22 protein-coding genes are annotated in these 24,910 nt (G+C 70.7%); 10 read left to right on the forward strand and 12 right to left on the reverse strand.

Going from position 1 to position 24,910, the window contains the following annotated elements; genetic code table 11:
- Positions 1-241 precede the first annotated feature (241 nt).
- Positions 242-925, forward strand: coding sequence for a hypothetical protein (locus ACWDAG_RS43425; RefSeq protein WP_450701086.1), 684 nt, complete (start codon positions 242-244; stop codon positions 923-925).
- 65 nt (positions 926-990) lie between these two features.
- On the opposite strand, the gene sucB is transcribed toward ACWDAG_RS43425, so the two are convergent.
- The 3 genes from sucB to ACWDAG_RS43440 form a co-directional block, all read right to left on the reverse strand.
- Positions 991-2,808: a 2-oxoglutarate dehydrogenase, E2 component, dihydrolipoamide succinyltransferase gene (gene sucB, locus ACWDAG_RS43430; RefSeq protein ID WP_450701087.1), complete on the reverse strand. Its 1,818-nt coding sequence runs from the start codon at positions 2,806-2,808 to the stop codon at positions 991-993.
- A 62-nt stretch (positions 2,809-2,870) separates the two neighbouring features.
- A complete protein-coding gene (gene lpdA, locus ACWDAG_RS43435; protein ID WP_115908590.1) occupies positions 2,871-4,259 on the reverse strand; it encodes a dihydrolipoyl dehydrogenase in 1,389 nt (462 codons plus the stop codon).
- 252 nt (positions 4,260-4,511) lie between these two features.
- Complete coding sequence (locus ACWDAG_RS43440) at positions 4,512-6,044, reverse strand: leucyl aminopeptidase (RefSeq protein ID WP_450701088.1); 1,533 nt, start codon at positions 6,042-6,044, stop codon at positions 4,512-4,514.
- Positions 6,045-6,289: 245 nt separating this feature from the next.
- Here ACWDAG_RS43440 and ACWDAG_RS43445 point away from each other — a divergent pair, with 245 nt between their 5' ends.
- Positions 6,290-7,078, forward strand: coding sequence for an endo alpha-1,4 polygalactosaminidase (locus tag ACWDAG_RS43445; protein WP_450701089.1), 789 nt, complete (start codon positions 6,290-6,292; stop codon positions 7,076-7,078).
- Here the strand turns inward: ACWDAG_RS43445 and ACWDAG_RS43450 are convergent.
- Positions 7,038-7,643, reverse strand: a complete 606-nt coding sequence (locus ACWDAG_RS43450) for an RDD family protein (protein WP_450701090.1) — start codon at positions 7,641-7,643, stop codon at positions 7,038-7,040. The genes ACWDAG_RS43445 and ACWDAG_RS43450 overlap by 41 nt on opposite strands.
- A 46-nt stretch (positions 7,644-7,689) precedes the next feature.
- On the reverse strand, positions 7,690-8,484 hold the full coding sequence (locus tag ACWDAG_RS43455; protein ID WP_450701091.1) for an adenosylcobinamide-GDP ribazoletransferase: 795 nt from the start codon (positions 8,482-8,484) through the stop codon (positions 7,690-7,692).
- Positions 8,485-8,634: 150 nt separating this feature from the next.
- On the opposite strand from ACWDAG_RS43455, the gene ACWDAG_RS43460 reads away from it, so the two are divergent.
- Positions 8,635-9,396, forward strand: coding sequence for a hypothetical protein (locus ACWDAG_RS43460; protein ID WP_450701092.1), 762 nt, complete (start codon positions 8,635-8,637; stop codon positions 9,394-9,396).
- 126 nt (positions 9,397-9,522) lie between these two features.
- Here the strand turns inward: ACWDAG_RS43460 and ACWDAG_RS43465 are convergent, their stop codons facing one another.
- The 3 genes from ACWDAG_RS43465 to cobT form a co-directional block, all read right to left on the reverse strand.
- Positions 9,523-10,224, reverse strand: a complete 702-nt coding sequence (locus ACWDAG_RS43465; protein WP_450701093.1) for a hypothetical protein — start codon at positions 10,222-10,224, stop codon at positions 9,523-9,525.
- Between the two features lie 10 nt (positions 10,225-10,234).
- Positions 10,235-11,971, reverse strand: coding sequence for a phosphatidylglycerol lysyltransferase domain-containing protein (locus ACWDAG_RS43470; protein ID WP_450701094.1), 1,737 nt, complete (start codon positions 11,969-11,971; stop codon positions 10,235-10,237).
- Positions 11,972-12,054: 83 nt separating this feature from the next.
- Entirely contained in the window at positions 12,055-13,179 is a 1,125-nt protein-coding gene (gene cobT / locus ACWDAG_RS43475) for a nicotinate-nucleotide--dimethylbenzimidazole phosphoribosyltransferase (protein WP_450701095.1), read from the reverse strand.
- A 137-nt stretch (positions 13,180-13,316) separates the two neighbouring features.
- Here cobT and ACWDAG_RS43480 point away from each other — a divergent pair, with 137 nt between their 5' ends.
- Positions 13,317-13,847 carry a methyltransferase domain-containing protein gene (locus tag ACWDAG_RS43480; protein ID WP_450701096.1) on the forward strand — a complete coding sequence of 177 codons (531 nt, stop codon included), beginning with the start codon at positions 13,317-13,319 and terminating at the stop codon, positions 13,845-13,847.
- On the opposite strand, the gene ACWDAG_RS43485 is transcribed toward ACWDAG_RS43480, so the two are convergent.
- Positions 13,836-15,038, reverse strand: a complete 1,203-nt coding sequence (locus tag ACWDAG_RS43485; protein WP_450701097.1) for a bifunctional adenosylcobinamide kinase/adenosylcobinamide-phosphate guanylyltransferase — start codon at positions 15,036-15,038, stop codon at positions 13,836-13,838. The genes ACWDAG_RS43480 and ACWDAG_RS43485 overlap by 12 nt on opposite strands.
- Positions 15,039-15,151: 113 nt before the next feature.
- Here ACWDAG_RS43485 and ACWDAG_RS43490 point away from each other — a divergent pair, with 113 nt between their 5' ends.
- A complete protein-coding gene (locus ACWDAG_RS43490) occupies positions 15,152-15,364 on the forward strand; it encodes a hypothetical protein (RefSeq protein ID WP_030932574.1) in 213 nt (70 codons plus the stop codon).
- A gap of 56 nt (positions 15,365-15,420) precedes the next feature.
- Here ACWDAG_RS43490 and ACWDAG_RS43495 read toward each other — a convergent pair whose 3' ends face one another.
- From ACWDAG_RS43495 to ACWDAG_RS43505, 3 genes are all read right to left on the reverse strand, one after another.
- On the reverse strand, positions 15,421-16,512 hold the full coding sequence (locus ACWDAG_RS43495; protein ID WP_450701098.1) for a S1C family serine protease: 1,092 nt from the start codon (positions 16,510-16,512) through the stop codon (positions 15,421-15,423).
- A 169-nt stretch (positions 16,513-16,681) separates the two neighbouring features.
- Positions 16,682-17,383, reverse strand: coding sequence for a class I SAM-dependent methyltransferase (locus ACWDAG_RS43500; protein ID WP_450701099.1), 702 nt, complete (start codon positions 17,381-17,383; stop codon positions 16,682-16,684).
- 83 nt (positions 17,384-17,466) lie between these two features.
- A complete protein-coding gene (locus tag ACWDAG_RS43505) occupies positions 17,467-18,141 on the reverse strand; it encodes a DUF3043 domain-containing protein (RefSeq protein WP_450701100.1) in 675 nt (224 codons plus the stop codon).
- Positions 18,142-18,358: 217 nt separating this feature from the next.
- On the opposite strand from ACWDAG_RS43505, the gene ACWDAG_RS43510 reads away from it, so the two are divergent.
- The 5 genes from ACWDAG_RS43510 to ACWDAG_RS43530 all read left to right on the forward strand — a co-directional run bounded on the left by ACWDAG_RS43510 (position 18,359) and on the right by ACWDAG_RS43530 (position 24,835).
- Positions 18,359-19,123 carry a PspA/IM30 family protein gene (locus ACWDAG_RS43510; RefSeq protein ID WP_390692834.1) on the forward strand — a complete coding sequence of 255 codons (765 nt, stop codon included), beginning with the start codon at positions 18,359-18,361 and terminating at the stop codon, positions 19,121-19,123.
- 31 nt (positions 19,124-19,154) lie between these two features.
- On the forward strand, positions 19,155-19,433 hold the full coding sequence (gene pspAA, locus ACWDAG_RS43515; protein WP_450701115.1) for a PspA-associated protein PspAA: 279 nt from the start codon (positions 19,155-19,157) through the stop codon (positions 19,431-19,433).
- Positions 19,434-19,635: 202 nt separating this feature from the next.
- Entirely contained in the window at positions 19,636-20,871 is a 1,236-nt protein-coding gene (locus tag ACWDAG_RS43520; RefSeq protein ID WP_450701101.1) for a sensor histidine kinase, read from the forward strand.
- Complete coding sequence (locus ACWDAG_RS43525; protein WP_450701102.1) at positions 20,868-21,542, forward strand: response regulator; 675 nt, start codon at positions 20,868-20,870, stop codon at positions 21,540-21,542. The genes ACWDAG_RS43520 and ACWDAG_RS43525 overlap by 4 nt, the downstream gene beginning before the upstream one ends.
- A 164-nt stretch (positions 21,543-21,706) precedes the next feature.
- Positions 21,707-24,835, forward strand: a complete 3,129-nt coding sequence (locus ACWDAG_RS43530) for an efflux RND transporter permease subunit (RefSeq protein WP_450701103.1) — start codon at positions 21,707-21,709, stop codon at positions 24,833-24,835.
- Positions 24,836-24,910 lie beyond the last annotated feature (75 nt).

A 24,910-nucleotide genomic window follows, 5' to 3' on the forward strand; every position in this document is an offset into this window, starting at 1 on the left:
CGTTTGACGCTTAGACAATAAGGCCGCGGGCCCGTTCGGGAGGGGCGCACGGGGGCGCTTTCATGCAGGTGAGACGAGACTTACACGCCCGGCAGACATGGCCCCCCTGTAAAGACCCGTACCGGATGTGGTCCGGAGCCGTCACCGCCGTGTCACCGACGGAACCTGGCGGCCCCGATCCGTGTGGCGTTCGGCAGGGGCGCACGCAAAGAGGCGTACCTGGGAACGGCAGGGGGACGGCATGGACATCGGGGGACGACGAGGAGCGCTGCGCTGGACGGCCGCGGCGGCCGTGATCGGCGCGATCGTCGTCGTGACAGGCTGCCGGCAGATGCCCACACGGGCGACGGCCGAGCCGAAACCGAGCAGCACCGAAGCGATCACGAACATGGCGGGCGCGGCTCGCAGCGGCGACGGACCCGGCGGGGCCTGCGTCTTCGTCAAGCCCGACGGGGCGCAGAAGTTCGGGCACGTGGGCTGGGGCTTCCGGATCACCGGCACGCACCAGTGGGTCTACGGCGCCGTCGAGAACCCGACGAACAAGCTGTACACCCCGCCCGGCGGCTACATCGGCGCCTGGCATGCGCAGGGGACCTACGCGCGGATGCTCAGTGACATGTCCCGGGACGCGCACTACCCCGGCAAGTCCGAGCACCCGTACAGCCGTTACCGCTGCATCTCGTCGTCGACCGGCGACGTGAACAACGCCCGGTCGATGATCCGTACCGTCGAGAGCCGCGGCTTCCTCGTCGGCTTCGACCGGACGACCGGCGAACTCACCTCCCGGGACTGCCTCGACGCCACCTATGACGTCCTGCACGCCTACCGGACGCGGGATCTGACGTACGCGCCGCACCTGGACATCCCCAATGTGTGGGTGGAGACGCTGTGGGACTGGAGCGACCACACGCTGACGCCCCGGTAGCGCATACGCCGGTGCCCCCGCCCGGAAAGCTCCGGACGGGGGCACCGGCGTACAGGCCCTGTGACTTACAGGCCGAGCTCGACCTCGAACTCGCCCGCCTCCAGGATCGCCTTGACCGCGGTCAGGTAACGGGCCGCGTCGGCGCCGTCCACCAGACGGTGGTCGTAGGAGAGGGTCAGGTAGGTCATGTCGCGGACGCCGATGACCGTGCCCTCCTCGGTCTCGATGACCGCCGGGCGCTTGACCGTGGCACCGATGCCGAGGATCGCGACCTGGCCCGGCGGCACGATGATCGTGTCGAAGAGCGCGCCGCGCGAACCCGTGTTGGAGATGGTGAAGGTCGCACCGGACAGCTCGTCCGGGGTGATCTTGTTGGCGCGGACCTTGCCCGCCAGGTCGGCCGTGGCCTTGGCGATACCGGCGATGTTGAGGTCACCGGCGTGCTTGATGACCGGGGTCATCAGGCCCTTCTCGGAGTCCACCGCGATACCGATGTTCTCGGTGTCGAAGTAGGTGATCGTGCCCTCGGCCTCGTTGATCTTGGCGTTGATGGGCGCGTGGGCCTTCAGCGCCTGGGCGGCGGCCTTGACGAAGAACGGCATCGGGGAGAGCTTGACGCCCTCGCGCGCGGCGAAGGAGTCCTTCGCGCGGGCGCGCAGCTTCATCAGACGCGTGACGTCGACCTCGACGACCGAGGACAACTGCGCCTGCTCGTGCAGCGCCTTGACCATGTTGTCGCCGATGACCTTGCGGATGCGCGGCATCTTGACGGTCTGGCCACGGAGCGGGGACGCCTCCAGGGCAGGAGCCTTCTTGGCCGGAGCGGCAGCGGCGGCGGCGGGAGCCGGAGCAGCGGCGGCGGCCTTCGCGGCCTCGGCGGCGGCGATGACGTCCTGCTTGCGGATACGGCCGCCGACGCCGGTGCCCTTGACGCCGGCCAGGTCGACGCCGTTCTCGGCGGCGAGCTTGCGCACCAGCGGGGTGACGTAGGCGCCCTCGTCGGTGGCCTGCGCGGCGGGGGCGGGGGCAGCCGGGGTGACCGGAGCCGGAGCGGCCGGCGCGGGCGCCGGGGCGGCCGGAGCCGGAGCGGCGGCGACCGGGGCGGGCGCGGGAGCCGGTGCGGCGGGAGCCGGAGCCGGAGCCGGGGTCGGCGCGGGGGCCGGCGGAGCCACGGGGGCAGCCGGGGCCGGAGCCGGGGCAGCGGCGGCGGGCGCCGGGGCCGGAGCGGCGGGGGCCGGGGCGGCCGCCGGAGCGGCACCGGGAGCGCCGAGGACGGCGAGCTTGGCGCCGACCTCGGCGGTCTCGTCCTCGCCGACCGTGATCTCGAGCAGCACACCGGAGGTGGGCGCCGGGATCTCGGTGTCGACCTTGTCCGTGGAGACCTCGAGCAGCGGCTCGTCGGCCTCGACGGAGTCGCCGACCGACTTCAGCCAGCGGGTGACGGTGCCCTCGGTGACGGACTCGCCCAGGGCGGGCAGGACCACGTCGGTGCCGGAGGCGCCACCGGCCGGAGCGGCGGGCGCCTCGGCGGCGGGGGCGGGGGCAGGGGCGGCCGGGGCCTCGGCGACCGGCGCCGGGGCGGGCTCGGCGGCCGGGGCGGGGGCCTCGGCAGCGGCGGGGGCCGGGGCGGCAGCGGGGGCGCCCGTGCCGTCGTCGATGACGGCCAGCTCGGCGCCGACCTCAACGGTCTCGTCCTCGGCGACCTTGATGGACGCCAGGACACCGGCAGCAGGGGAGGGGATCTCGGTGTCGACCTTGTCGGTCGAGACCTCGAGCAGCGGCTCGTCGGCCTCGACGCGCTCGCCCTCGGCCTTCAGCCAGCGAGTGACAGTGCCCTCGGTGACGCTCTCGCCGAGCGCCGGAAGGGTTACGGAAACCGCCATGGTTTCGGTTGCTCCTTACGGAAAGTGCGGAAGTCTGTGTCGTCGCTTCGTCGACCGAGGGATCAGTCGTGCGAGTGAAGGGGCTTGCCGGCCAGAGCCAGGTGGGCCTCGCCCATCGCCTCGTTCTGGGTCGGGTGGGCGTGGATGAGCTGGGCGACCTCGGCGGGCAGCGCTTCCCAGTTGTAGATCAGCTGGGCCTCGCCGACCTGCTCGCCCATGCGGTCGCCGACCATGTGGACGCCGACCACGGCACCGTCCTTGACCTGGACGAGCTTGATCTCGCCCGAGGTGTTCAGGATCTTGCTCTTGCCGTTGCCCGCGAGGTTGTACTTCAGAGCGACGACCTTGTCCGCACCGTAGATCTCCTTGGCCTTGGCCTCGGTGATGCCCACGGAGGCGACCTCGGGGTGGCAGTACGTCACCCGCGGCACGCCGTCGTAGTCGATCGGGACGGTCTTGAGACCGGCCAGACGCTCCGCCACCAGGATGCCCTCGGCGAAGCCGACGTGCGCGAGCTGGAGCGTCGGGACCAGGTCACCGACGGCGGAGATGGTCGGGACGTTCGTCCGCATGTACTCGTCGACCAGGACATAGCCGCGGTCCATCGCGACGCCCTGCTCCTCGTAACCGAGACCCTGCGAGACCGGGCCGCGGCCGACCGCGACCAGCAGGAGCTCGGCCTCGAACTCCTTGCCGTCGGCCAGGGTGACCTTGACGCCGTCGGCGGTGTACTCGGCCTTCGAGAAGAAGGTGCCCAGGTTGAACTTGATGCCGCGCTTGCGGAACGCGCGCTCAAGAAGCTTGGAGGAGTTCTCGTCCTCGACCGGGACGAGGTGCTTGAGGCCCTCGATGACCGTGACGTCCGTACCGAAGGACTTCCAGGCGGAGGCGAACTCGACGCCGATGACGCCGCCGCCGAGGACGATCGCCGACTTCGGCACGCGGTCCAGGACGAGGGCGTGGTCCGAGGAGATGATGCGGTTGCCGTCGATCTCCAGGCCCGGCAGCGACTTCGGCACGGAGCCGGTCGCGAGGAGCACGTGACGGCCCTGGACGCGCCGGCCGTTCACGTCGACGGAGGTCGGGGAGGACAGGCGGCCCTCACCCTCGATGTACGTCACCTTGCGGGACGCGATGAGACCCTGCAGACCCTTGTACAGGCCGGAGATGACGCCGTCCTTGTACTTGTGGACGGCGGCCACGTCGATGCCCTCGAAGGTGGCCTTGACGCCGAACTGCTCGCTCTCGCGGGCCTGGTCGGCGATCTCGCCCGCGTGCAGCAGGGCCTTGGTGGGGATGCACCCCCGGTGCAGGCAGGTACCGCCGACCTTGTCCTTCTCGATCAGGGCGACGTCCAGGCCCAGCTGGGCCCCCCGCAGGGCCGCGGCGTAACCGCCACTACCACCGCCGAGGATCACTAGGTCGAAAACGGTGCTGGCGTCGTTCGCCACGTCACGTCCTCCATGCATGTGCGCCACGCCGGTCAGCGGTGACCGGTCGGCGGCTGGTGTCCGGCCGCTCTTTCTTCGGCCCTGTGGTGGGGGCCCTGTCCTGCCGTGCCCCATCTTCGCACTTGTCGAGGGGCAACGAGACGCCGGGCCGGTGTGTGAGACGTCCCACGTTCAGTTGAGCGGATGGGTGAGGCGCATGAACGAGGGGGCTCCGCCCTACCCGCGCGCGGAGCCCCCTCACTCACCAGAACATCAGCCCAGGTCGCCCGAGGCCGTCAGCTCCGCCAGCCGAACCAGGGTCCGCACCGCCGTGCCCGTGCCGCCCTTGGGGGTGTAACCGAACGGTCCGCCCTCGTTGAAGGCCGGCCCCGCGATGTCCAGGTGCGCCCAGGTGATCCCCTCGCCCACGAACTCGCGCAGGAAGAGGCCGGCGACCAGGCCGCCGCCCATCCGCTCGCCCATGTTCGCGATGTCGGCGGTGGGGGAGTCCATGCCCTTGCGCAGGTGCTCCGGCAGCGGCATCTGCCACGCAGGCTCCCCGACCTCCTCGGCCGCCTCGTGCACCGCGGAGCGGAACGCGTCGTCGTTCGCCATGATCCCGAAGGTCCGGCTGCCCAGCGCCAGCACCATCGCGCCGGTCAGGGTCGCGACGTCCACGATGGCGTCCGGCTTCTCCTCGGAGGCTGCCCACAGCGCGTCCGCGAGGACCAGCCGACCCTCGGCGTCGGTGTTGAGGACCTCGACCGTCTTGCCGCTGTACATGCGCAGCACGTCACCGGGACGGGTCGCGGAACCCGACGGCATGTTCTCCGCCAGCGCCAGCCAGCCGGTGACATTGACCTCGAGACCCAGGCGCGCGGCGGCGACCACGGCGGCGAAGACGGCCGCCGCCCCGCTCATGTCGCACTTCATCGTCTCGTTGTGGCCGGCCGGCTTCAGCGAGATGCCGCCCGAGTCGTAGGTGATGCCCTTGCCGACGAACGCGAGGTGCTTCTTCGCCTTGGCGGAGGAGTACGACAGCTTCACCAGCCGCGGACCCGCCGCCGAGCCGGCGCCGACGCCGAGGATGCCGCCGTAGCCGCCCTTCTCCAGGGCCTTCACGTCGAGCACCTGCACCTTGATGCCGTGCTCCTTGGCCGCGGCCGTCGCGACGGCGGCGAACGCCTCCGGGTCGAGGTCGTTCGGCGGGGTGTTGATCAGGTCGCGGGCGCGGTTGAGCTCCTCGGCGACGGCGGTGGCGCGCTCGACGGCAGCCTTGTGCTCCTTGTCGCGGGGCTTGCCGCCCAGCAGGGAGGCCTCGGCGAGCGGCGCCTTGCCGTTCTTGTCCTTGGCGTCCTTGCCGCCCGCGTTGTTCTTGTAGGCGTCGAAGGAGTACGCGCCGAGCAGCACGCCCTCGCTGATCGCGCCGACGTCCGAGGCGTCCTGGACGGGCAGGGCGAAGGCGGCCTTCTTGGCGCCGGTGAGGGTGCGGGCCGCGGCACCGGCGGCCTTGCGCAGCGCCTCGCCATCATAGCCGGAGTCCTTCTCGGGCTCCGCGCCCAGGCCCACCGCCACCACGAGCGGGGCCTTGAAGCCGGACGGCGCGGGCAGCTTCGTCACCTCGCCCTCGGCACCGGAGGCACCGAGCGTTTCCAGGACGCCGGCGAGCCTGCCGTCGTAGGCCTTGTCCACGGCCTCGGCGCCCGGTGCGACGACCGGGCCCTTCGCGCCCTTGGCCACACCGATCACGATCGCGTCGGCCCGAAGACCGGCCGCCGCGGCGGTGCTGAGAGTGAGAGCAGTCACGGTGGTGAATTCTCGCTTCCAATGTGAAGTTTCTGTGGTCGATCTGTGTGGGTCGACCGGGCCCGACAGCCGACCCTAGGACCAGCCTCAGGGTGCGGTCTCAGCGGGGCCTTCCCCGGTACGGCGAACACTCGGGATGAGCCTACGCGTGTGTACGCGTTCACTCATTCCTGTGGGCGTGTGCGAAGTGCCCGGTATCGGAGATCATCCGTACGAACACTTCCCCGCACCCTGGAGCCCGTTCGTTGAAACGTCCGATACGCCTGCTTGCCCTGCTCGCCCTGTCCGTGCTGACGGCAGGCTGCACCAGCGCGCCCGACTCCGAGCCGTCCGGCGGGCGTTGGCAGCCGCGCCCCGGTGTGGCCTGGCAGTGGCAGCTCAGCGGCCACGTCGACACCTCCGTCGACGTGCCGGTCTACGACATCGACGGCTTCGACCAGCCGAGGACGACGGTCGCCACGCTGCACGGCAAGGGCCGCAAGGTCATCTGCTACCTCTCGACGGGAGCCTGGGAGGACTGGCGCCCCGACGCGAAGAAGTTCCCCAAGTCGGTGCTCGGCAAGGGCAACGGCTGGAAGGGCGAGCGCTGGCTCGACATCCGCCGCACCGACGTACTGGAGCCGCTGATGGCCGCCCGCTTCGACATGTGCCGCAAGAAGGGCTTCGACGCGGTGGAGCCGGACAACATGGACGGCTACAAGAACACCACCGGCTTCCCCCTCAAGGCCGCCGACCAGCTCCGCTACAACCGCCTGATCGCGAAGCTGGCCCACGAGCGGGGCATGGCGGTGGGTCTGAAGAACGACCTGGACCAGATTCCCCAGCTGGTGGGGGACTTCGACTTCGCGGTCAACGAACAGTGCGCCCAGTACGGCGAGTGCGCCGACATGAAGCCCTTCATCAAGGCCGGCAAGGCCGTCTTCCATGTCGAGTACGAGCTGCCCACCAGCCGCTTCTGCGCCGAGTCCCGCCGGCTGAAGCTCAGTTCGATGCTCAAAAAGTACGAACTGGGGGTGTGGCGGCGGGCGTGCTGACCCCGAGCCCGGTGACCGCCGTGCCCGCCAGCCGGTCGGCGAGGGAGCGGCGGGTGGGGGAGAACACCGGCAGCGCGTTGAGCAGGAAGACGACCACGGCCAGCGCCCACACCAGCACCGACAGCACGAACTGCCCCTCGACCAGCAGGATGCAGGCGACGGCGTAGACGGCGATGTCGGCGGCCGTGGTGACCATGGCACGCACCGCGGCCCGGGTGGGGGCGCACGGGGTGACCCGCAGCCCGAGCAGCCCCTTGCCCAGGGTCCGTCCGGCGAAGGCGAGGCAGCCCCACTGGTAGAGGAACGTCGCCACGATCAGCATCCCGAAGGCCTCCTCCACGTCGAGCACGGCCTTGTGCCACAGCGACAGCCCGAGGGTCTCCGAGGCGCCGACGACGTCGCCCTGCGAGGTCAGGAGGTCGAAGCCGCCATGGGCGGCGAGCTCGGGCACGTCGGTGACCAGCGCGGATATCCGGTGGAAGGTCAGGACGCCGAGCAGATACGCCAGCGTGAGCACCAGCGCGAAGTCGATGAACCAGGCCACGGCACGACGAAGCTTCGGCACGAACATCCCCCGATCACGATCACTTGTCCGTGTACGGCGGAAGAGATTACTGCCCCAGCGAAAGCACCAGGAGCGAAACCGTCGCAGCCGTCTCGGCAAGCCCCCCGAACACATCGCCCGTGACCCCGCCGAAGCGGCGCGTGCAGTGCCGGAGCAGGAGTTCGGCGCCGGCGAGGGCGACGACGACCGCGGCCGCCGTACGGATCAGGTCGTACCTCCCGAGGAGCGCACCCCCGGCGGCGGCCGCCCCGGTCACCACGGCCACCGCGACCACAGCCGCCCGTACTGGCACCACGCCCGCGACCGCCGCCCCCAGCCCCTCGGGCCGGGCGGCCGGCACGCCTGTCCGCGCGGCCAGGGTGAGCGCCAGCCGGGCCGCCGTCGCCGAGACGACCGCGGCGAGCGCACCCCGGGCCCACGAGTCGCCGTACGCCTGAGCCAGCGCCGCCACCTGCGCCAGCAGCACGAGGACGAGCGTGATCACCCCGAACGGCCCGATGTCCGACTGCTTCATGATCCGCAGCGCGTCCTCGGCGGGCTTCCCGCTGCCGAGCCCGTCCGCGGTGTCCGCGAGCCCGTCGAGATGCAGACCGCGGGTGAGGACGGCGGGTACGGCGGCGGAGGCGACGGCGGCGAGCAGCGCCCCCGCGCCCAGCGCCAGCAGCACCACCCCGGCCAACGCCGCGCATCCGCCGACGACCAGTCCGGCGAGCGGCGCACAGAGCATGCCGCCACGCGCGGCGTCCCGGTCCCAGCGGGTCACCTCCACCGGGAGCACGGTGAGGGTGCCGAAGGCGAAACGGAGGCCGTCCGGCCAGGGGGTCTTGGAGGGGTCGGGCATCGGCGCAGGTTACTCGGGTTCCCTCGCGATGTCCGCACCGGTCGTCCGGGCGACCTGCTTTTCTGCTGGGGGTCTGGGGGGCGCCCCCCAGGAGAGCGCAGTCCGGGCGGTCCGCAGGAGGGCCGCGGCGGCCGTGGATACAGTGCGCATATGGGACATTGGCTGCAGCGCAACATCGTCGAGCCCGGCAAGCTGCCGCTGCTGCTCGCCCTCACCGCGTTCGTGCTGACGTTCCTCATCACCCGGCTCGTCACCCGTCTCATCCGGGCGGGCAAGGGGCCCTTCGGGAACGTGAAGGCGGGCGGGCTGCACATCCATCACGTCGTGCCCGGCGTCGTCCTCACCGTCGTCGGCGGCTTCGGGGCGGTGGCCAGCAGCCGGCACGGCTTCGGCGCGGCCGTCTGCGCGGTCCTCTTCGGCATGGGCGCCGGACTGGTCCTCGACGAGTTCGCACTGATCCTGCACCTCGACGACGTGTACTGGACCGAGGAGGGCCGCAAGAGCGTCGAGGTCGTCGTGCTCACGGCGGCCCTGGTCGGGCTGGTGCTCTCGGGGTTCTCGCCGTTCGGCGTCAACGACATGAGCCAGGAGGAGCTGCACGACCGGGGCAGCGTGATCTCGACCGTGGTGGTCAACTTCCTGTTCTCGCTGGCCGTGCTCAGCAAGGGCAAGGCGCGGATGGCGATCTTCAGCGTGATCATCCCGTTCATCGGCCTGATCGGTCTGGTCCGCCTGGCCCGCCCCGGCTCGCCCTGGGCCAGACGCTTCTACCGCCGCCGCCCGCGTGCCCGTGCCAAGGCCACGCTGCGGGCGTATCGCCACGACCGCCGGTGGGCGCGGCCCCGCCGCAGATTCCAGGATCTGCTCGGCGGCAAGCCCGACCCCCAACCGAATCGTGCCATCGGTCGTTGATCGTCTGCTGCGCCGTCGTGGCTGGTCGCTCCCCCACTCTCGGCTCCGCTCGAGCGGGGGGACCCCCATCGCGGCGGAGCCGCACATCGATACAGCCCCGCGCCCCTAAAAACCGGACCGCACGGTTCAAGATCTCGCCCGTGGAAAACCCGAACCAGAACCGATCCGCGCCACCGGCCGGTGGCGGTGCCGCACCGCCGAGATGAAACACAGCACCCCCACCGCCGCAATCGCCGCCATGTGTTCCTTGCCGGCAAGATTCCCCTTCAGCAACACCTCGACCGCCATCGCCGCCGTCACCGCGCACGCCGTGACGTACGCGCCGTAGCGCCAGCCGAGGAACACGGCGAGGCCCACCACCGCCGCCGACGGGCCGGTGTCCACGACCTGGGCGTCCGAGGAGGGCAGTCCGAAGGCGTTGTCGAAGCCCAGCCAGATGCCCAGACGCGCGTACAGCGTGCCGGCGAGCGTGGCGGCGTAGGCGATGACGAGGGTGCGCCAGCGGCCGAGACAGATCTCCGCGACGCCGAAGACGAACAGGATCTGCGCGAGCGCACCCCACACGGGAAGGTCGAGGGCCGGAACGAACAGCGACAGGGGAGTGCGCAGCAGCGACAGCCACAGCGGGTCCTCGGCGCGCACACCCCCCAGGTTCTGCACGAGCTGAAAGCCCCACGACCGGTTCTGCACGATCTGTATGGCCGTCGTCAGCACCACCGCCCCGAGAGTCATCGGGATCGCCCGCCAGCGCCGCTTCACCAGCGGCTCACGGACCGTGACGTACAGGAATCCCCATTCGGCACGGGCCCAACGGGCGAGCCTGTTCATCCGGCGATCCTCATCTGTGCGTCTCCAGGTGCTTGCGGTACAGCCACTTCGGCATTCCGGGCGCCTCCAGGAACCCCTCCGCGCGGGCGGATGCAATGCCGATGCGCGGCAGGTCCGCGCTCTTCTCGAAGAGCAGGAACCGTGGCTCCCAGATGGGCCGGTACTTGGCGTTGGCGCGGTAGAGCGACTCGATCTGCCACCAGCGCGAGAAGAAGCTGAGCAGCGAGCGCCACAGCCTCAGCACCGGCCCGGCACCGAGGCGCGCGCCACGTTCGAAGACCGAACGGAACATCGCGAAGTTGAGCGAGACCTGCGTGATCTCGATCTCGCCGGCGCGCCGCAGCAGCTCGATGACCATGAACTCCATCAGGCCGTTGTCGGAATCGCGGTCCCGGCGCATCAGGTCGAGGGAGAGCCCGTGCGGGCCCCAGGGGACGAAGGACAGCAGCGCCCTCAACTCGCCCTTGCCGTCGGTGCATTCGAGCATCACGCACCGCCCGTCCTCGGGGTCCCCGAGCCGCCCCAGCGCCATGCTGAACCCGCGCTCGGTGGCCCCGTCGCGCCAGTCGTCCGCCCGCTTCAGCAGATACGTCATCTCCTCTGTCGGAATGTCCTCGTGCCGCCGGATGCGCACCGTGTACCCGGCTCGCTTCACCCGGTTGTAGGCCTGCCGGACGGTGCGCATGGCCCGTCCGTCGAGGGTGAAGTCGGCGACCTCCACCAGGGCCTCGTCGCCGAGCTCCAGGGCGTCCAGGCCGTGCCGCGCGTACACCGTGCCGGCCTCCTCGCTCGCCCCCATCACGGCAGGGATCCACCCGTGCGCGCGTGCCTCGGCGAGCCATGGCTCGATGGCGCCCGGCCAGGCCTCCGGGTCGCCGATCGGATCACCGGATGCCAGCGAGACGCCCCCGACGACCCGGTACGCGACCGCCGCCTTGCCGGTCGGCGACCACACCACGCTCTTCTCCCGCCGCAGCGCGAAGTACCCGAGCGAGTCCCGCTCGCCCTGCCGCTCCAGCAGCTCCCGCAGCCGCTTCTCGTCGTCCTCGGTGAGCGGGTCGACGGCCCGCCGGGAGCGGAAGGCGGCGTAGAGGACGGCGAGGACGAGGATCGTGCTGAGCACGTTGATGGCGACGTTGACCCAGTTCGGCGCGTCGATGCCGGGGAAGCGGGACTCGTCGACGGCGACGGAGACGAGCCTCAGCGTGCCGTAGCGCCAGCGCTCCAGGAACGTCGAACTGGCCGCGTCCGGCGCCTGGTTGGTGACCGTCACCAACAGCGCGGCGAGCAGCGAGGCGCCCAGTGTGCCGCCCACCGCGACGGCGGCGGCGAGCTTCGGGTTCGAACGGTCGCCCTTGGCGTAGAACTCCCGCCGCCCGACCAGCAGGGCGACGACGAAGAGGGCCGTGAGGCCCAGTGAGATCCAGTTCTGGGCGTACTGCCGGATCTCCGGGAACGTCATCGCGAAGCCGAACAGCACGAGGAACGAACCGGCCACGGCCAGGTTGAGGATCCATGCGGCGCGCTTGCGGCGCCGCATGGTGATGGCGAGGAACGCCGTGAACACCCCTGAGGCGAAACCGGCGGTCAGCAGATACGGAGTGAAGAAGTTCTCCTGGTTGTGCCGCCGCACGTCCTGCCCCAGAGAGACCCAGACGGCACTGAGGAAATTGACGAACGCGACGGCCCGCAAATACCAGACGGCGAATGCGGCAGCTCGCCGCGAGGCAATTCGGGCATCTCCCATGAGTAAGGATCATATGGGCGATGCCTGGGTCAACCCATCCATCTTTTGTCTGCGGCTCTGTCGACTTTCGGCCCTCCTGCGGCCTACTCGGTCTCCTCCTTCGTGACGAGGTCAGCCGTGGAGTCATCCTTGGGTTCATCCTTCTCAGGTACCCCGGAGACCTGCGGCTTCTCCGGCAGCTCAGCGGCCAGCGCCGCCGCGGCCTGCACCAGCGGCAGCGCCAGCAGCGCCCCCGCACCCTCGCCCACGGTCACCCCGTGCGAGAGCAGCGGCTCCAGGGCCATCCGGTCCAGCGCCTTGGCCTGTCCCGGCTCCCCGCTGTCGTGCGCGGCCAGCCACCAGTCGGGTGCCCGGAACGCGATCCGCTGCCCCACCAGGGCGCAGGCGGCCGTCACGACCCCGTCCAGGACCACCGGCATCTTGCGCACCGCGCTCTGCAGCAGGAAGCCCGTGATCGCGGCGAGGTCGGCCCCGCCGACGGTGGCCAGCAGCTGCAGCTGGTCGCCCAGCACCGGCCGCGCCCGGCGCAACGCGTCCCGGATCGCCGCGCACTTGCGCATCCATGCCAGGTCGTCGATGGCGAGTCCGCCCCGCCCGGTGACGACGGACGCGTCGGTCCCGCACAGCGCGGCGATCAGCACCCCGGCCGCGGTCGTCCCGCCCACGCTCACATCGCCGAGCACCACCAGATCCGTACCGGAGTCGGCCTCCTCGTCGGCCACCGCGACACCGGCACGGAAGGCGGCCTCGGCCTCCTCGGCCGTCAGCGCGTCCTCGACGTCGATACGTCCGCTGCCGCGCCGCACCCGGTGCCGTACGACCTCGTCGGGCAGCGTCCCCGGGTCGCAGTCCAGCGCCATGTCGACGATCCGCACCGGCACACCCAGCCGCCGGGCGAGCACCGACACCGGGCGGGCGCCCTCCAGGACCTCCCGCACCAACTGGTGGGCGCCGCCCGCGGGCCCCGCCGACACTCCCAGTTCGGCGACTCCGTGGTCGCCGGCGAAGAGAACCACCCGGGGCCGTTCGATCGGCCGCACCGGCACGGCGGACTGTGCCGCCGACAGCCACTCACCCAGGTCGTCGAGGCGGCCCAGCGACCCGGGCGGCACGATCTGGCGCTCCCTGCGCGCCTCGGCGTCGCGGCGTACCCCGCCGTCGGGGCGCTCGATCAGATCGGTGAAGTCGTCGAGATTAAGCGAGCTCATTCGCCGAACAGTACCGGCACCGGTCGAACGGGACAGCGCCACATGGTGACCACGCGCGCGTGACGTCTTTGCCCCCGGGATATGGATCCCATACGTTCCGTTTTGCAGCGGATTGTCCTACGTCTCCAGGAGCCGCCATGACAGCCCTGAGCACCCACGTCAGTGCCCGTGACCGGCGCCGCCACCTCGCGAGGGCCCTTGCGGTCCTGCGGCTCCTGCCCGAACCGGAGAGCTGGCTGGACGTGGGCACGGGCGACGCCCACTTCCCCGAAACGGCACGCGAACTCTTCCCCTACACCTCCTTCGACGGCCTCGACCCCACCCCGCGGGTGTCGTACGCCTGCCATGCCGAGCGTGTGGAGGAGGCCTTCGTGGGGCATGTGACGGACCCTCACATCACCACGATCCTGCGCGCCCGCTACGACGTCGTCACGCTCCTCCAGCACCGCTCACCGGTCCCGGATCTGCGCGCCGAGCTCCGCGCCGCCCTCACTCTCGTGCGCCGCGGCGGCCTCCTCCTCGTGGAGGCTCCGGCCACCCGGTCGAACGCCCTGCGCGCCCAACTCGAGGCCTGGCACTGCACGATCCTCGCGAGGAGCCGGCACGCCCTCGGCGAGTTCCCGTACACGCACCGGATCATCGCGCGCCGCAGACCCTCAGCCTCGTAGCACCATCGCCTGCCCGGCCACCACCAGCAGCACCTGCTCGCACTCCCCGGCGAACGCCGCGTTCAGCCGCCCCAGTTCATCGCGGTACCGGCGGCCCGACGCGGTCGCCGGCACGATCCCCGAGCCGACCTCATTGGACACGGCGACCACGGTCCGCCGGGTCGCCCGCACCGCGTCCGTCAGCTCCCGCACCCGCTCCCGCAGGGCCCGCTCCCCGCCGTCGGCCCACTCCGCGTCGTCCCACGCCCCGACGGAGTCCATCGCGTCCGTCAGCCACAGCGACAGACAGTCGATCAGCAGCGGCGGGCCGTCGGCCGCCAGCAGCGGCACCAGATCGCAGGTCTCGGCCGTCCGCCAGGACCCCGGCCGCCGCTCCCGGTGGACGGCGACCCGGGACGCCCATTCCGTGTCCCCGTTCCGCGAGCCGCCCGTCGCCACGTAGAGCACCTCCGGAAAGGCCTCCAGGCGCCGTTCGGCCTCCACCGACTTCCCGGACCGCGCCCCGCCCAGCACCAGCGTCCGCCGCGGCACATCGGGTACGTCCTCGTACACCCCCACCGTCAGCGTCGCCCCGTCCGGCACGGCCCGCGCCCCCGCGGCGGCGAGCCGCCGCCGCAACTCGGGCCCCGGCGGCACGTCATGGTCGAGATGAACGGCGACTACATCCGTGGTCGGGCCGACGGCGCCGACCGCCCGCAGCTTGGCCAGCGCGTCCGGCCGCCCCACGACATCGGTCAGCACCATGTCGTACACCGCGGCCCCGTTGTGCTCAAGCCCGGCCGGCGCACCCCCCGGTGGCAGATACAGCAGCCGCTGCCCGTTCGGCCCGGTCACCGCGTAGCCCGTGCCCGGCCCGTCCATCGCCACCGCCCGCACCCGATGCCCCGTCAGCAGCGCCAACTCCCGCCCGTCCGGCACCCGCCCGGGCTGCGGCAGCCCCGCCGGCACCTCGACCACGGGCCCGCGGTGCGGATGCGACAACAGCACCTGCCGTACACCGCCGAGCGAATGCCCGGCCCGCGCCGCCGCGAACGCCGCGCCCGGCGTCAGATCGAGCAGCAGGGTCCCGTCCACGAGCACCGCGGTCGCCGCACGGGCATCCGCGCCGAGCGCGGTCGCACAGGCAGCACAGGGACAGTCGGGGCGGGGCAGGCCCGCGGGGGCACCGGTGCCGAGCAGAGTCACTTCCACGGAAGTGATTTTCGCGTGTCTGCGCAGGTGCTGCCCATCCGACTAGGCTTCGCGCAGGAGGCGGACCAAGATCCGCCTTCTGCTCTGCAGGTGCTCAGACACGGGAGGCGTACATGGCGTCATGGACGTGGCGGTTCGAGAAGGCCGATGGGGCGGAGGTCCAGCCCGCGGTCCAGCCCGAGGAGTTCACCACGCAGGGGGACGCCGAGTCCTGGATCGGGGAGCACTGGAAGGCCCTGCAGGACGGCGGCGCCGACCAGGTGCGACTGTTCGAGGACTCCGCGGAGATCTACGGACCGATGAGCCTGCACGCCGAAGAGGCGTAGCCGGTACGGAGGGGGTGGCAGCGGCGCAATCCGGCCGCTGCCACCCCCTTCCCGTCTCACTGCTCGCCCAGCGTCACGTCGACCTTCTTCTGACTCCCGTTCCGGGTGAACGTCACCGACGTCCTGTCACCCGGCTTCTGCGCCGCCAGCGCCTCGGACAAAGACGTGATCGTGGTGATGTCCGTGTCACCACCCAGCCTGGTGATGACGTCCCCGGTCTCGATGCCCGCCTTGTCGGCCGCCCCGCCGCTCTTCACTGCGACCACGGCGACCCCGGCTGCCTGGTAGCTGTCGTCGACGACGGTACGGCCCGTGATGCCGAGCGCGGCCCGCCCCGAGTCGGTGACCTTGCCGCTCCTGACGATCTGGTCGGCGATCGTCTTCACCATCGTCGAGGGGATCGCGAACCCGATGCCGGGCGCCGCACCGTTGCCGAGGCCGGGATCGGTGGCGGCCAGCGTCGGGATGCCGATGACCTGCCCGTCGAGGTTGACGAGGGCGCCGCCGCTGTTGCCCGGGTTGATGGCCGCGGACGTCTGCACCATGTTGGCGATGGTCGCGCCCGTGCCCCCGCCGCTACGGCCCTCGCTCACGGTCCGCCCGGTCGCCGAGACGATGCCCTGCGTCACGCTGGACGACAGCCCGAGTGGCGAACCCATCGCCAGCACGATCTGCCCGACCTGCACCTTCGAGGAGTCCGCGAAGGCGGCCGCCTTCAGCCCGCTCGGCACCTTGTCCAGCTTGATGACGGCGAGGTCCTGGTCCGGGTACGAGTACACGAGCCTGGCGGTGAGCGGGTCCACGCTGTTGGCGGTCGTCACCTTGAACGTCTTCGACTCCCCGACGACATGCGCGTTGGTGACGATGCGCCCCTTGCTGTCGAACACGATCCCCGACCCCAGATCGCCGTCGGCCTGGATCTGCACGACCGACTGCAGAACGTCCTTGATCACCTTCTGGTAGGCGCTCTGCAGATCGCCGACCGCCATGGGCGCAACGGCCTGCGCGGGCTGCGCCGCCTGTGCGGTCGTCTTCTCCTGCTGACCGGAGGAACGCTCACCGGAGCACCCGGAGACGAGCGCAAGCACACAGCAGAGCACGGTGACGGGAACCAGCAGACGGAGGACACGGGTGTGGGTGACGTCCATGCCCCGAGTCTCGCTACGGGGTGAATATCCGGCTCGCGCCATACGCCCGAACGGTGCGGTGCGGCAGCGCCCCGAAGGGGCGCGGGGAACTGCGCGACCAGCCACGATGAGCTCGCAGGCGAAAGTGGTGGCCCGCGGCGCAGCCGCAGCCTGAAATAGCCAGCGGCGCTCAGCCGCGCACGCCGCACAGATGCAGCAACGCCGCCACCCCGCGATACGGATCCGTCCGCCCCGCCCGCTCCTCGACCGCGAGCAGGGTCTCCAGATCGGCCGGGATCTCCGCCCCGTCCGCCGCGGTGTCCGTGAACACCCGCACCCCGTACCAGGCGTGCAGTGGCGCGGCGATCCCGGCGAGTGTCGCGGTCAGCGTCTCCAGGCGGTCGGCGCGCACGTCGAGGCCCAGCCGGTTCGTGTACGACACGGTGTCGAAGGCGCCCAGCGCATCGGCCCAGTCCCCGGACAGTCCCGGCCGCATCGCCAGCGCGTCGCCGTTGCGTACGAGCAGCGACAGCAGCCCGCCGTGGGCCAGCATCCGGGCCAGCCCGGCCAGCAGCGGATCCGGTTCCTCGACGTACATCAGCACCCCGTGGCACAGCACCACGTCGAAGCTGCCCGGCAGGAAGTGCACCCCGGTGTCCCGGCCGTCGCCCTCGATGATCCGCACCCGCTCCCGGATGCCGTCGGGCTCACCGGAAAGGGCCTCGCGCGCGACCGCGACCATCGTCGGGTCCTGCTCAAGGCCGGTGACCTGATGCCCGGCCCGCGCCAGTCGCAGCGCCTGAGTGCCCTGGCCCATGCCCACATCGAGCACCCGCAGCCGCTGCCCGACCGGGAACCGCCCCGCTATCTGCTCGTCGAGCTGCCGGGCCACCAGCTCCTGCCGTACGGCATTGCGCAGACCGCCCAGTTTGCCCAGCCAGGCATCCGCCGCGCCCCCGGAGAACGACGTAGCGCTCAGGGCCGCTCTCCGCGCTTGACCTGCGGCTTCGGCAGCCGGAGCCGACGCATCTGGAGGGAGCGCATCAGGGCGTACCGGGTGGCGCCCTTCGTGTTCTGGTCGGGGAAGCGCTCGGCGAGCTGCTTCCTCAGCCGGAAGGCGCTGACGATCGCGTCCAGCACGATCAGCACGATCACGACGAGCCACAGCAGCAGCGCGATGCTCTGCAGCGCGCCCACCCGCACCATGCTCAGCACCAGGATGACCACGGCCATGGGCAGGAAGAACTCGGCCACGTTGAACCGCGAGTCGATCCAGTCGCGGGCGAACTTCCGCACCGGACCCTTGTCACGGGCGGGCAGATACCGCTCGTCACCGCCGGCCAGCGCCTGGCGCTGCCGCTCCAGCGCGGCACGGCGCTCCTCGCGCTGGCGCTTGGAGGCGTCCTTGCGCGTCATCGAGGTGTTGGCGACGCTGCGGCGCTGGGACTGGGCCTCACTGCGCTTGGGCGTGGGCCGACCCTTCTTCGCCTGCGGGTCACGGGGCTGCTTGGAGTCGGTCAGCGACGCCTTGTCGACGACGGCTGCCTTCTCTTCCTTGGCACGGCTACGGAACACAAAACCCAAGGGTACGGGGTGCCCGGGGTTGGACCCCAGCCCCGCGGGGAACGATCCGGCAACACCAGTCGTCATGTAAGGGACAGAGGGGGCTGTTTCCCCAGGGGGCACCTACTCCCTAGGCCGGAGCGGGAGGGGACGCAGTCGTCCTTGGGGATGAGCGCATCCGTCCCCGAACAGTGCGTCAATGGATGCAGGGCCCGTACTGTGGGTTCTGTCGCAGAGCTGGAGCTGGAAGTCCGTCAGAAGGGGGCGCGCGAAGCCCATGAGCGGTGTCATGAAGCGTATGGGGATGATCTTCCGCGCGAAGGCGAACAAGGCCCTTGACCGGGCCGAGGACCCGCGCGAAACCCTCGATTACTCGTACCAGAAGCAGTTGGAGCTGCTCCAGAAGGTGCGCCGTGGTGTCGCCGACGTGGCGACGTCCCGCAAGCGCCTGGAACTCCAGCTGAACCAGCTGCAGTCGCAGTCCACCAAGCTGGAGGACCAGGGCCGCAAGGCGCTCGCGCTCGGCCGCGAGGACCTGGCCCGCGAGGCGCTGTCCCGCCGCGCCGCACTCCAGCAGCAGGTCACCGACCTCGAAACGCAGCACGCGACGCTCCAGGGCGAGGAGGAGAAGCTCACCCTGGCGGCCCAGCGCCTCCAGGCCAAGGTCGACGCCTTCCGTACGAAGAAGGAGACGATCAAGGCGACGTACACGGCCGCCCAGGCCCAGACCCGCATCGGCGAGGCCTTCTCCGGCATCTCGGAGGAAATGGGCGACGTGGGCCTGGCGATCCAGCGCGCCGAGGACAAGACCGCACAGCTCCAGGCCCGCGCCGGCGCGATCGACGAGCTCCTCGCCTCGGGTGCCCTGGACGACCAGTCCGGCATGCACAAGGACGACATCCAGGCCGAGCTGGACCGCCTCTCCGGTGGTACGGATGTAGAGCTGGAACTGCAGCGCATGAAGGCGGAGCTCGCCGGAGGCTCGCCCCAGCAGGCGATCGAGGGCGGCACCGGCCAGTCGCAGTCCCAGCAGCAGCCGCAGGACACCCCACGCTTCGACAAGCAGTAGGGCCCACGCCTAGGAGGCCGACATGGGCGACATGATCGTAAGGATCATGGGGGAGGGGCAGGTGAGGCTGGCCGACAGCCACCTCACCGAACTCAACAAGCTCGACGACGTACTCCTGCAGGAAATGGAGAACGGCGACGGCCCCGGCTTCCGCCGCACCCTCGGGGCCCTCCTCGCCAAGGTCCGCGAACTGGGCGAGCCCCTGCCCGACGACTCCCTGGAACCGTCGGAACTGATCCTGCCGTCCCAGGACGCGACCTTGGAGGAGGTCCGGGAGCTGCTGAGGGACGACGGCTTGATCCCGGGGTAGGCACCACCAGCCCGTCGTGGGGGTCCCCCCCCGCTCGAGCGAAGCCGAGAGTGGGGGAGTTTGAGGACGAGGCCCCTTCGGGGCCGAAGCGGGGGCCTGGGGGCGGCAGCCCCCAGTGCGGGCACGTCACCGCCGGGTGCGACAAACGAAGCCGCAGCTGACCCCCGTTCCAAGCCCCGCAGGGACGCCGTACTGTTCAAACGTGAGCGGCACCCTGGAACGAACGAGATGTCGCCTGACGGCGCACCCCCTCGCGCTGGACGCGACGCTGGCGGCCGGTGTACTCGCCTGCATGGTGGCCGGCTCCTTCGTCGACCCGCACGGCAAGAACGGCGTCACCTGGGGCGTCCGCACCCCTGACGCCCTCGCCCTCGTCCTCATGGTCCTCGGCGCCCTCGCCCTGGTCTTCCGCCGCCGCGCCCCCCGAACGGTCCTCGCCCTCACCGGCACCGTCTCCCTCGTCGAGTGCGTCGTGGGCGACCCCCGGGCCCCCGTCGCCATGTCCGCGGTGATCGCCCTCTTCACCGTCGCCGCCACCACCGACCGCCCCACCACCTGGCGCCTCGGCCTGCTGACGATGACGGTCCTCACCGGCGCCTCCATGCTCTTCGGCCCGCTCCCCTGGTACGCCCAGGAGAACCTCGGCGTCTTCGCCTGGACCGGCATCGGCGCCACCGCGGGGGACGCGGTACGAAGTCGTAGAGCCGTCGTCCAGGCCATCCGCGAACGCGCCGAGCGAGCCGAACGCACCCGTGAGGAGGAGGCCCGCCGCCGGGTCGCCGAGGAACGCCTCCGCATCGCCCGCGATCTGCACGACGTCGTCGCCCACCACATCGCCCTGGTCAACGTCCAGGCGGGCGTCGCCGCGCACGTCATGGACAAGCGCCCCGACCAGGCCAAGGAGGCCCTCGCCCACGTCCGTGAGGCCAGCCGCTCCGCACTGAACGAACTCCGCGCCACCGTCGGCCTGTTGCGCCAGTCCGGCGACCCCGAGGCCCCCACCGAACCCGCCCCCGGCCTGGACCGCCTCGACGAACTCGTCGGCACCTTCCGCAGCGCCGGCCTGCACGTCGAGGTCGCCCGCGCCGACAACGGCACCACGCTGCCCGCCGCCGTCGGCCTGGCCGCGTACCGCGTCATCCAGGAAGCCCTCACCAACGTCCAGAAACACGCCGGTACGGAGGCGAAGGCCGAGGTCAGCGTCGTACGCGTGGGCCCGAACATCGAGGTCACGGTCCTCGACAACGGCAGCCGCGAGGACACCGCTCCCGCCAGCGAACCCGACAACGGCGGCGGCCACGGCCTGCTCGGCATGCGCGAGCGCGTCACCGCCCTGCGCGGCACCCTCACCACCGGCCCCCGCTACGGCGGCGGTTTCCGCGTCCATGCGATCCTGCCGGTCAAGACCCGTACGGCCACCACGGGGGGAACCGCATGACCATTCGCGTCCTGCTCGCCGACGACCAGGCTCTGCTGCGCAGCGCCTTCCGCGTACTCGTCGACTCCGAGCCCGACATGGAGGTCGTCGGCGAGGCCTCCGACGGCGCGGAGGCGGTACGGCTGGCCAGGGAGGAGCGGGCCGACGTCGTGCTGATGGACATCCGGATGCCCGGCACCGACGGTCTCGCCGCCACCCGCATGATCAGCAACGACCCCACCCTCGCCCATGTCCGCATCGTCATCCTCACCACCTTCGAGGTCGACGACTACGTCGTGCAGTCCCTGCGGGCCGGCGCCTCCGGCTTCCTCGGCAAGGGCAGCGAGCCGGACGAACTGCTGAACGCGATCCGGATCGCGGCCGGCGGCGAGGCGCTGCTCTCCCCGGCCGCCACCAAGGGCCTGATCGCCCGCTTCCTCGCCCAGGGCGACGACGGCCGCGACCCCACCCGCGCCGAACGTCTGGAGGCGCTCACCGTCCGCGAGCGCGAGGTCCTGGTCCAGGTGGCCGGCGGCCACTCCAACGACGAGATAGCCGAGCGGCTGGAGGTCAGCCCGCTCACGGTAAAAACCCACGTCAACCGGGCCATGGCCAAGCTGGGCGCGCGCGACCGGGCCCAGCTGGTCGTGATCGCGTACGAGTCGGGGCTGGTACGTCCAAGGGTGGAGTGAGCTCTACCCGGCCGTACTGCGGCCGGAGTATGCGCCGTATAAGGAAATGGACCTGGGGCCTACGGATCACCGAGTTCCGATGGCTCAGGGTGAAGGGGCGGGCGCTCACATGTGCGTCGGCGTGTGAACTCCTGCCGCTCACAGAAGAAAGAGATCCTTCATCCATGTCCTGGCTGTCGAGATTCAGCCTCGCGCAACGTGCCCTGATCGGGCTGATGTCCGTCATCGCGCTCGCCTTCGGAGCGATCGCGATACCCCAGCTCAAGCAGCAGTTGCTGCCTTCCATCGAACTGCCCGTGGTGTCCGTCCTCGCTCCGTACCAGGGCGCGTCCCCGGACGTCGTCGAGAAGCAGGTCGTGGAGCCCATCGAGAACAACCTCGAAGCCGTGGACGGCATTTCGGGCGTCACCTCGACGGCCAGTGAGGGCAACGCCGTGATCATGGCGTCCTTCGACTACGGCAACGACACCAAGCAGCTCGTCGCCGACGTCCAGCAGGCCGTCAACCGGTCCCGCGCCCAGCTCCCGGACGACGTCGACCCGCAGGTCGTCGCCGGTTCCACCGACGACATGCCGACCGTCGTCCTCGCCGTCACCTCCGGCAAGGACCAGCAGGCCCTCGCCGACCAGCTCGACAAGACCGTCGTACCGGACCTGAAGGGCATCGACGGCGTCGGCCGGGTCACGGTCGACGGTGTACGCGACCTGCAGGTCACCGTCACACCGGACGACAAGAAGCTGGCGAAGGCCGGCCTCACCACCCAGGCGCTGTCCCAGGCCCTGCAGGCGGGCGGCGCGACCGTCCCGGCCGGCTCCTTCGACGAGGGCGGCAACAACCGCACCGTCCAGGTGGGCGGCGGCTTCACCTCGCTCGCCCAGATCGAGGACCTCATGGTCACGGGCGAGGGCACGCCGGCGGCGGCCAAGAAGCCGATCCCGGTCCGCCTGGGTGACGTGGCCACCGTCAAGCAGCAGCAGGCCACCGCCGACTCCATCACCCGCACCGACGGCAAGCCCTCCCTCGCCGTGACGGTCACCATGGACCACGACGGCAGCGCGGTCGCGATCTCGAACGCGGTCAAGGACAAACTCCCGGGTCTCCGGAAGGACTTGGGCTCCGGAACGAAGATCACGGTCGTCAGCGACCAGGGCCCGGCGGTCTCGAAGGCCATCAGCGGCCTGACGACGGAGGGCGGGCTGGGTCTCCTCTTCGCGGTCCTCGTGATCCTGGTCTTCCTGGCGTCGGTCCGCTCGACGCTGGTCACGGCGGTGAGCATCCCGCTCTCGGTCGTCCTGGCCCTGATCGTGCTGTGGACGCGCGACCTCTCGCTCAACATGCTGACGCTCGGCGCGCTGACCATCGCCATCGGCCGGGTCGTCGACGACTCGATCGTGGTCCTGGAGAACATCAAGCGGCACCTCGGCTACGGCGAGGAGCGCCAGGCGGCGATCCTGAACGCCGTCCGCGAGGTGGCCGGCGCGGTGACGTCCTCGACGCTCACCACGGTCGCCGTCTTCCTGCCGATCGGCCTGGTCGGTGGCATGGTGGGCCAGCTGTTCGGCCCGTTCAGCCTGACGGTGACGGCGGCCCTGCTGGCGTCGCTCGTCGTGTCCCTGACGGTCGTACCGGTCCTGTCGTACTGGTTCCTACGCGCCCCGAAGGGCACACCGGAGGACGCGGAAGCGGCCCGCCGCAAGGCGGAGGAGAAGGAGACGAGAAGCCGACTCCAGCGCGTCTACGTCCCCGTCCTGCGCTTCGCGACCCGCCGCCGCCTCACCAGCGTGCTGCTGGCGGTGGTGATCCTGGTGGGCACCTTCGGCATGGCGCCGCTGCTGAAGACGAACTTCTTCGACCAGGGCGAGCAGGAAGTCCTCACCGTCAAGCAGGAGTTGAAGCCGGGCACCGGCCTGGCGGCGACCGACGAGCAGGCGAAGAAGGTGGAGCAGCTGCTCGCCTCGGTGAAGGGCGTCAAGGACTACCAGGTGACGGTCGGCTCGTCCGGCTTCATGGCGGCCTTCGGCGGCAGCACGACCACCAACCACGCGTCGTACCAGGTGATGCTGGCGGACGACGCGTCGGCCACACAGGTCCAGGACGACATCGAGTCGGGCCTGAAGAAGCTCTCCGGCATCGGTACGACGACGGTCTCGGCCGGTGACGGCTTCGGCAACCAGGACCTGAGCGTGGTCGTGAAGGCGGCCGACGGGGACGTGCTGCGCAAGGCCGCGGAACAGGTACGTGCGGCAGTGACGGGCCTGGACCACGTGACGGACGTGACGAGTGACCTCTCACAGAGCGTGCCGCGCATCTCGGTCAAGGCCAACTCCCGCGCGGCGGCGGCCGGTTTCAACGACCAGACGCTGGGCGCGGCGGTGGCCCAAGCAGTGAAGGGCACCACGGCAGCCAAGGCGATCCTGGACGACACCGAGCGTGACGTGGTCATCAAGTCGGCGACCCCGGCGACCACCCTGGACCAGCTCAAGAACCTCCAGCTCGGCCCGGTGGAACTGGGCGACATCGCCACGGTGCAGCTGGTCGACGGCCCGGTCTCGATGACCCGCATCGACGGCCAACGAGCCGCCACCATCACCGCCAAGCCGACGGGCGACAACACGGGCGCGGTCAGCACCAAGCTCCAGTCCAAGATCAAGACCCTGAAGCTCCCGGCGGGCGCCACGGCCGAGATCGGCGGCGTCACGTCCGACCAGGACAGCGCGTTCAAGAACCTGGGCCTGGCCATGCTGGCGGCGATCGCGATCGTCTTCATGCTGCTGGTGGCGACGTTCCGGTCCCTGGCCCAGCCCCTGATCCTCCTGGTCTCCATCCCCTTCGCGGCGACGGGCGCGATCGGCCTGCTGGTCGTCACGGGCACCCCGATGGGCGTCCCCGCGATGATCGGCATGCTGATGCTGATCGGCATCGTGGTGACGAACGCGATCGTGCTGATCGATCTGATCAACCAGTACCGCAAGCAGGGTTACGGCGTCGTCGAGGCCGTGGTGGAAGGCGGCCGCCACCGCCTCCGCCCGATCTTGATGACGGCACTGGCGACGATCTTCGCCCTCCTCCCCATGGCCCTGGGAGTCACGGGCGAGGGCGGCTTCATCGCCCAGCCCCTGGCGGTGGTCGTGATCGGCGGCCTGATCACGTCGACACTCCTGACCCTCCTCCTGGTCCCGACGCTGTACGCGATGCTGGAGCTCCGCAAGGAGCGGCGGGCGAAGAAGCGGGCGGCGAAGAAGGCAGCGAAGACCGGCACGCCGGTGCCGGAGCCGGAGCCGGCAGGAGTCTGATCCACTCGCAGCTGCGTCCCCTTCCTCACAGGGCTCTCATATTCTGTGATCCGGAACTGCTCTGCGGGGGAGGGG

The sequence above is a fragment of the Streptomyces sp. NPDC001157 genome (assembly GCF_053598255.1).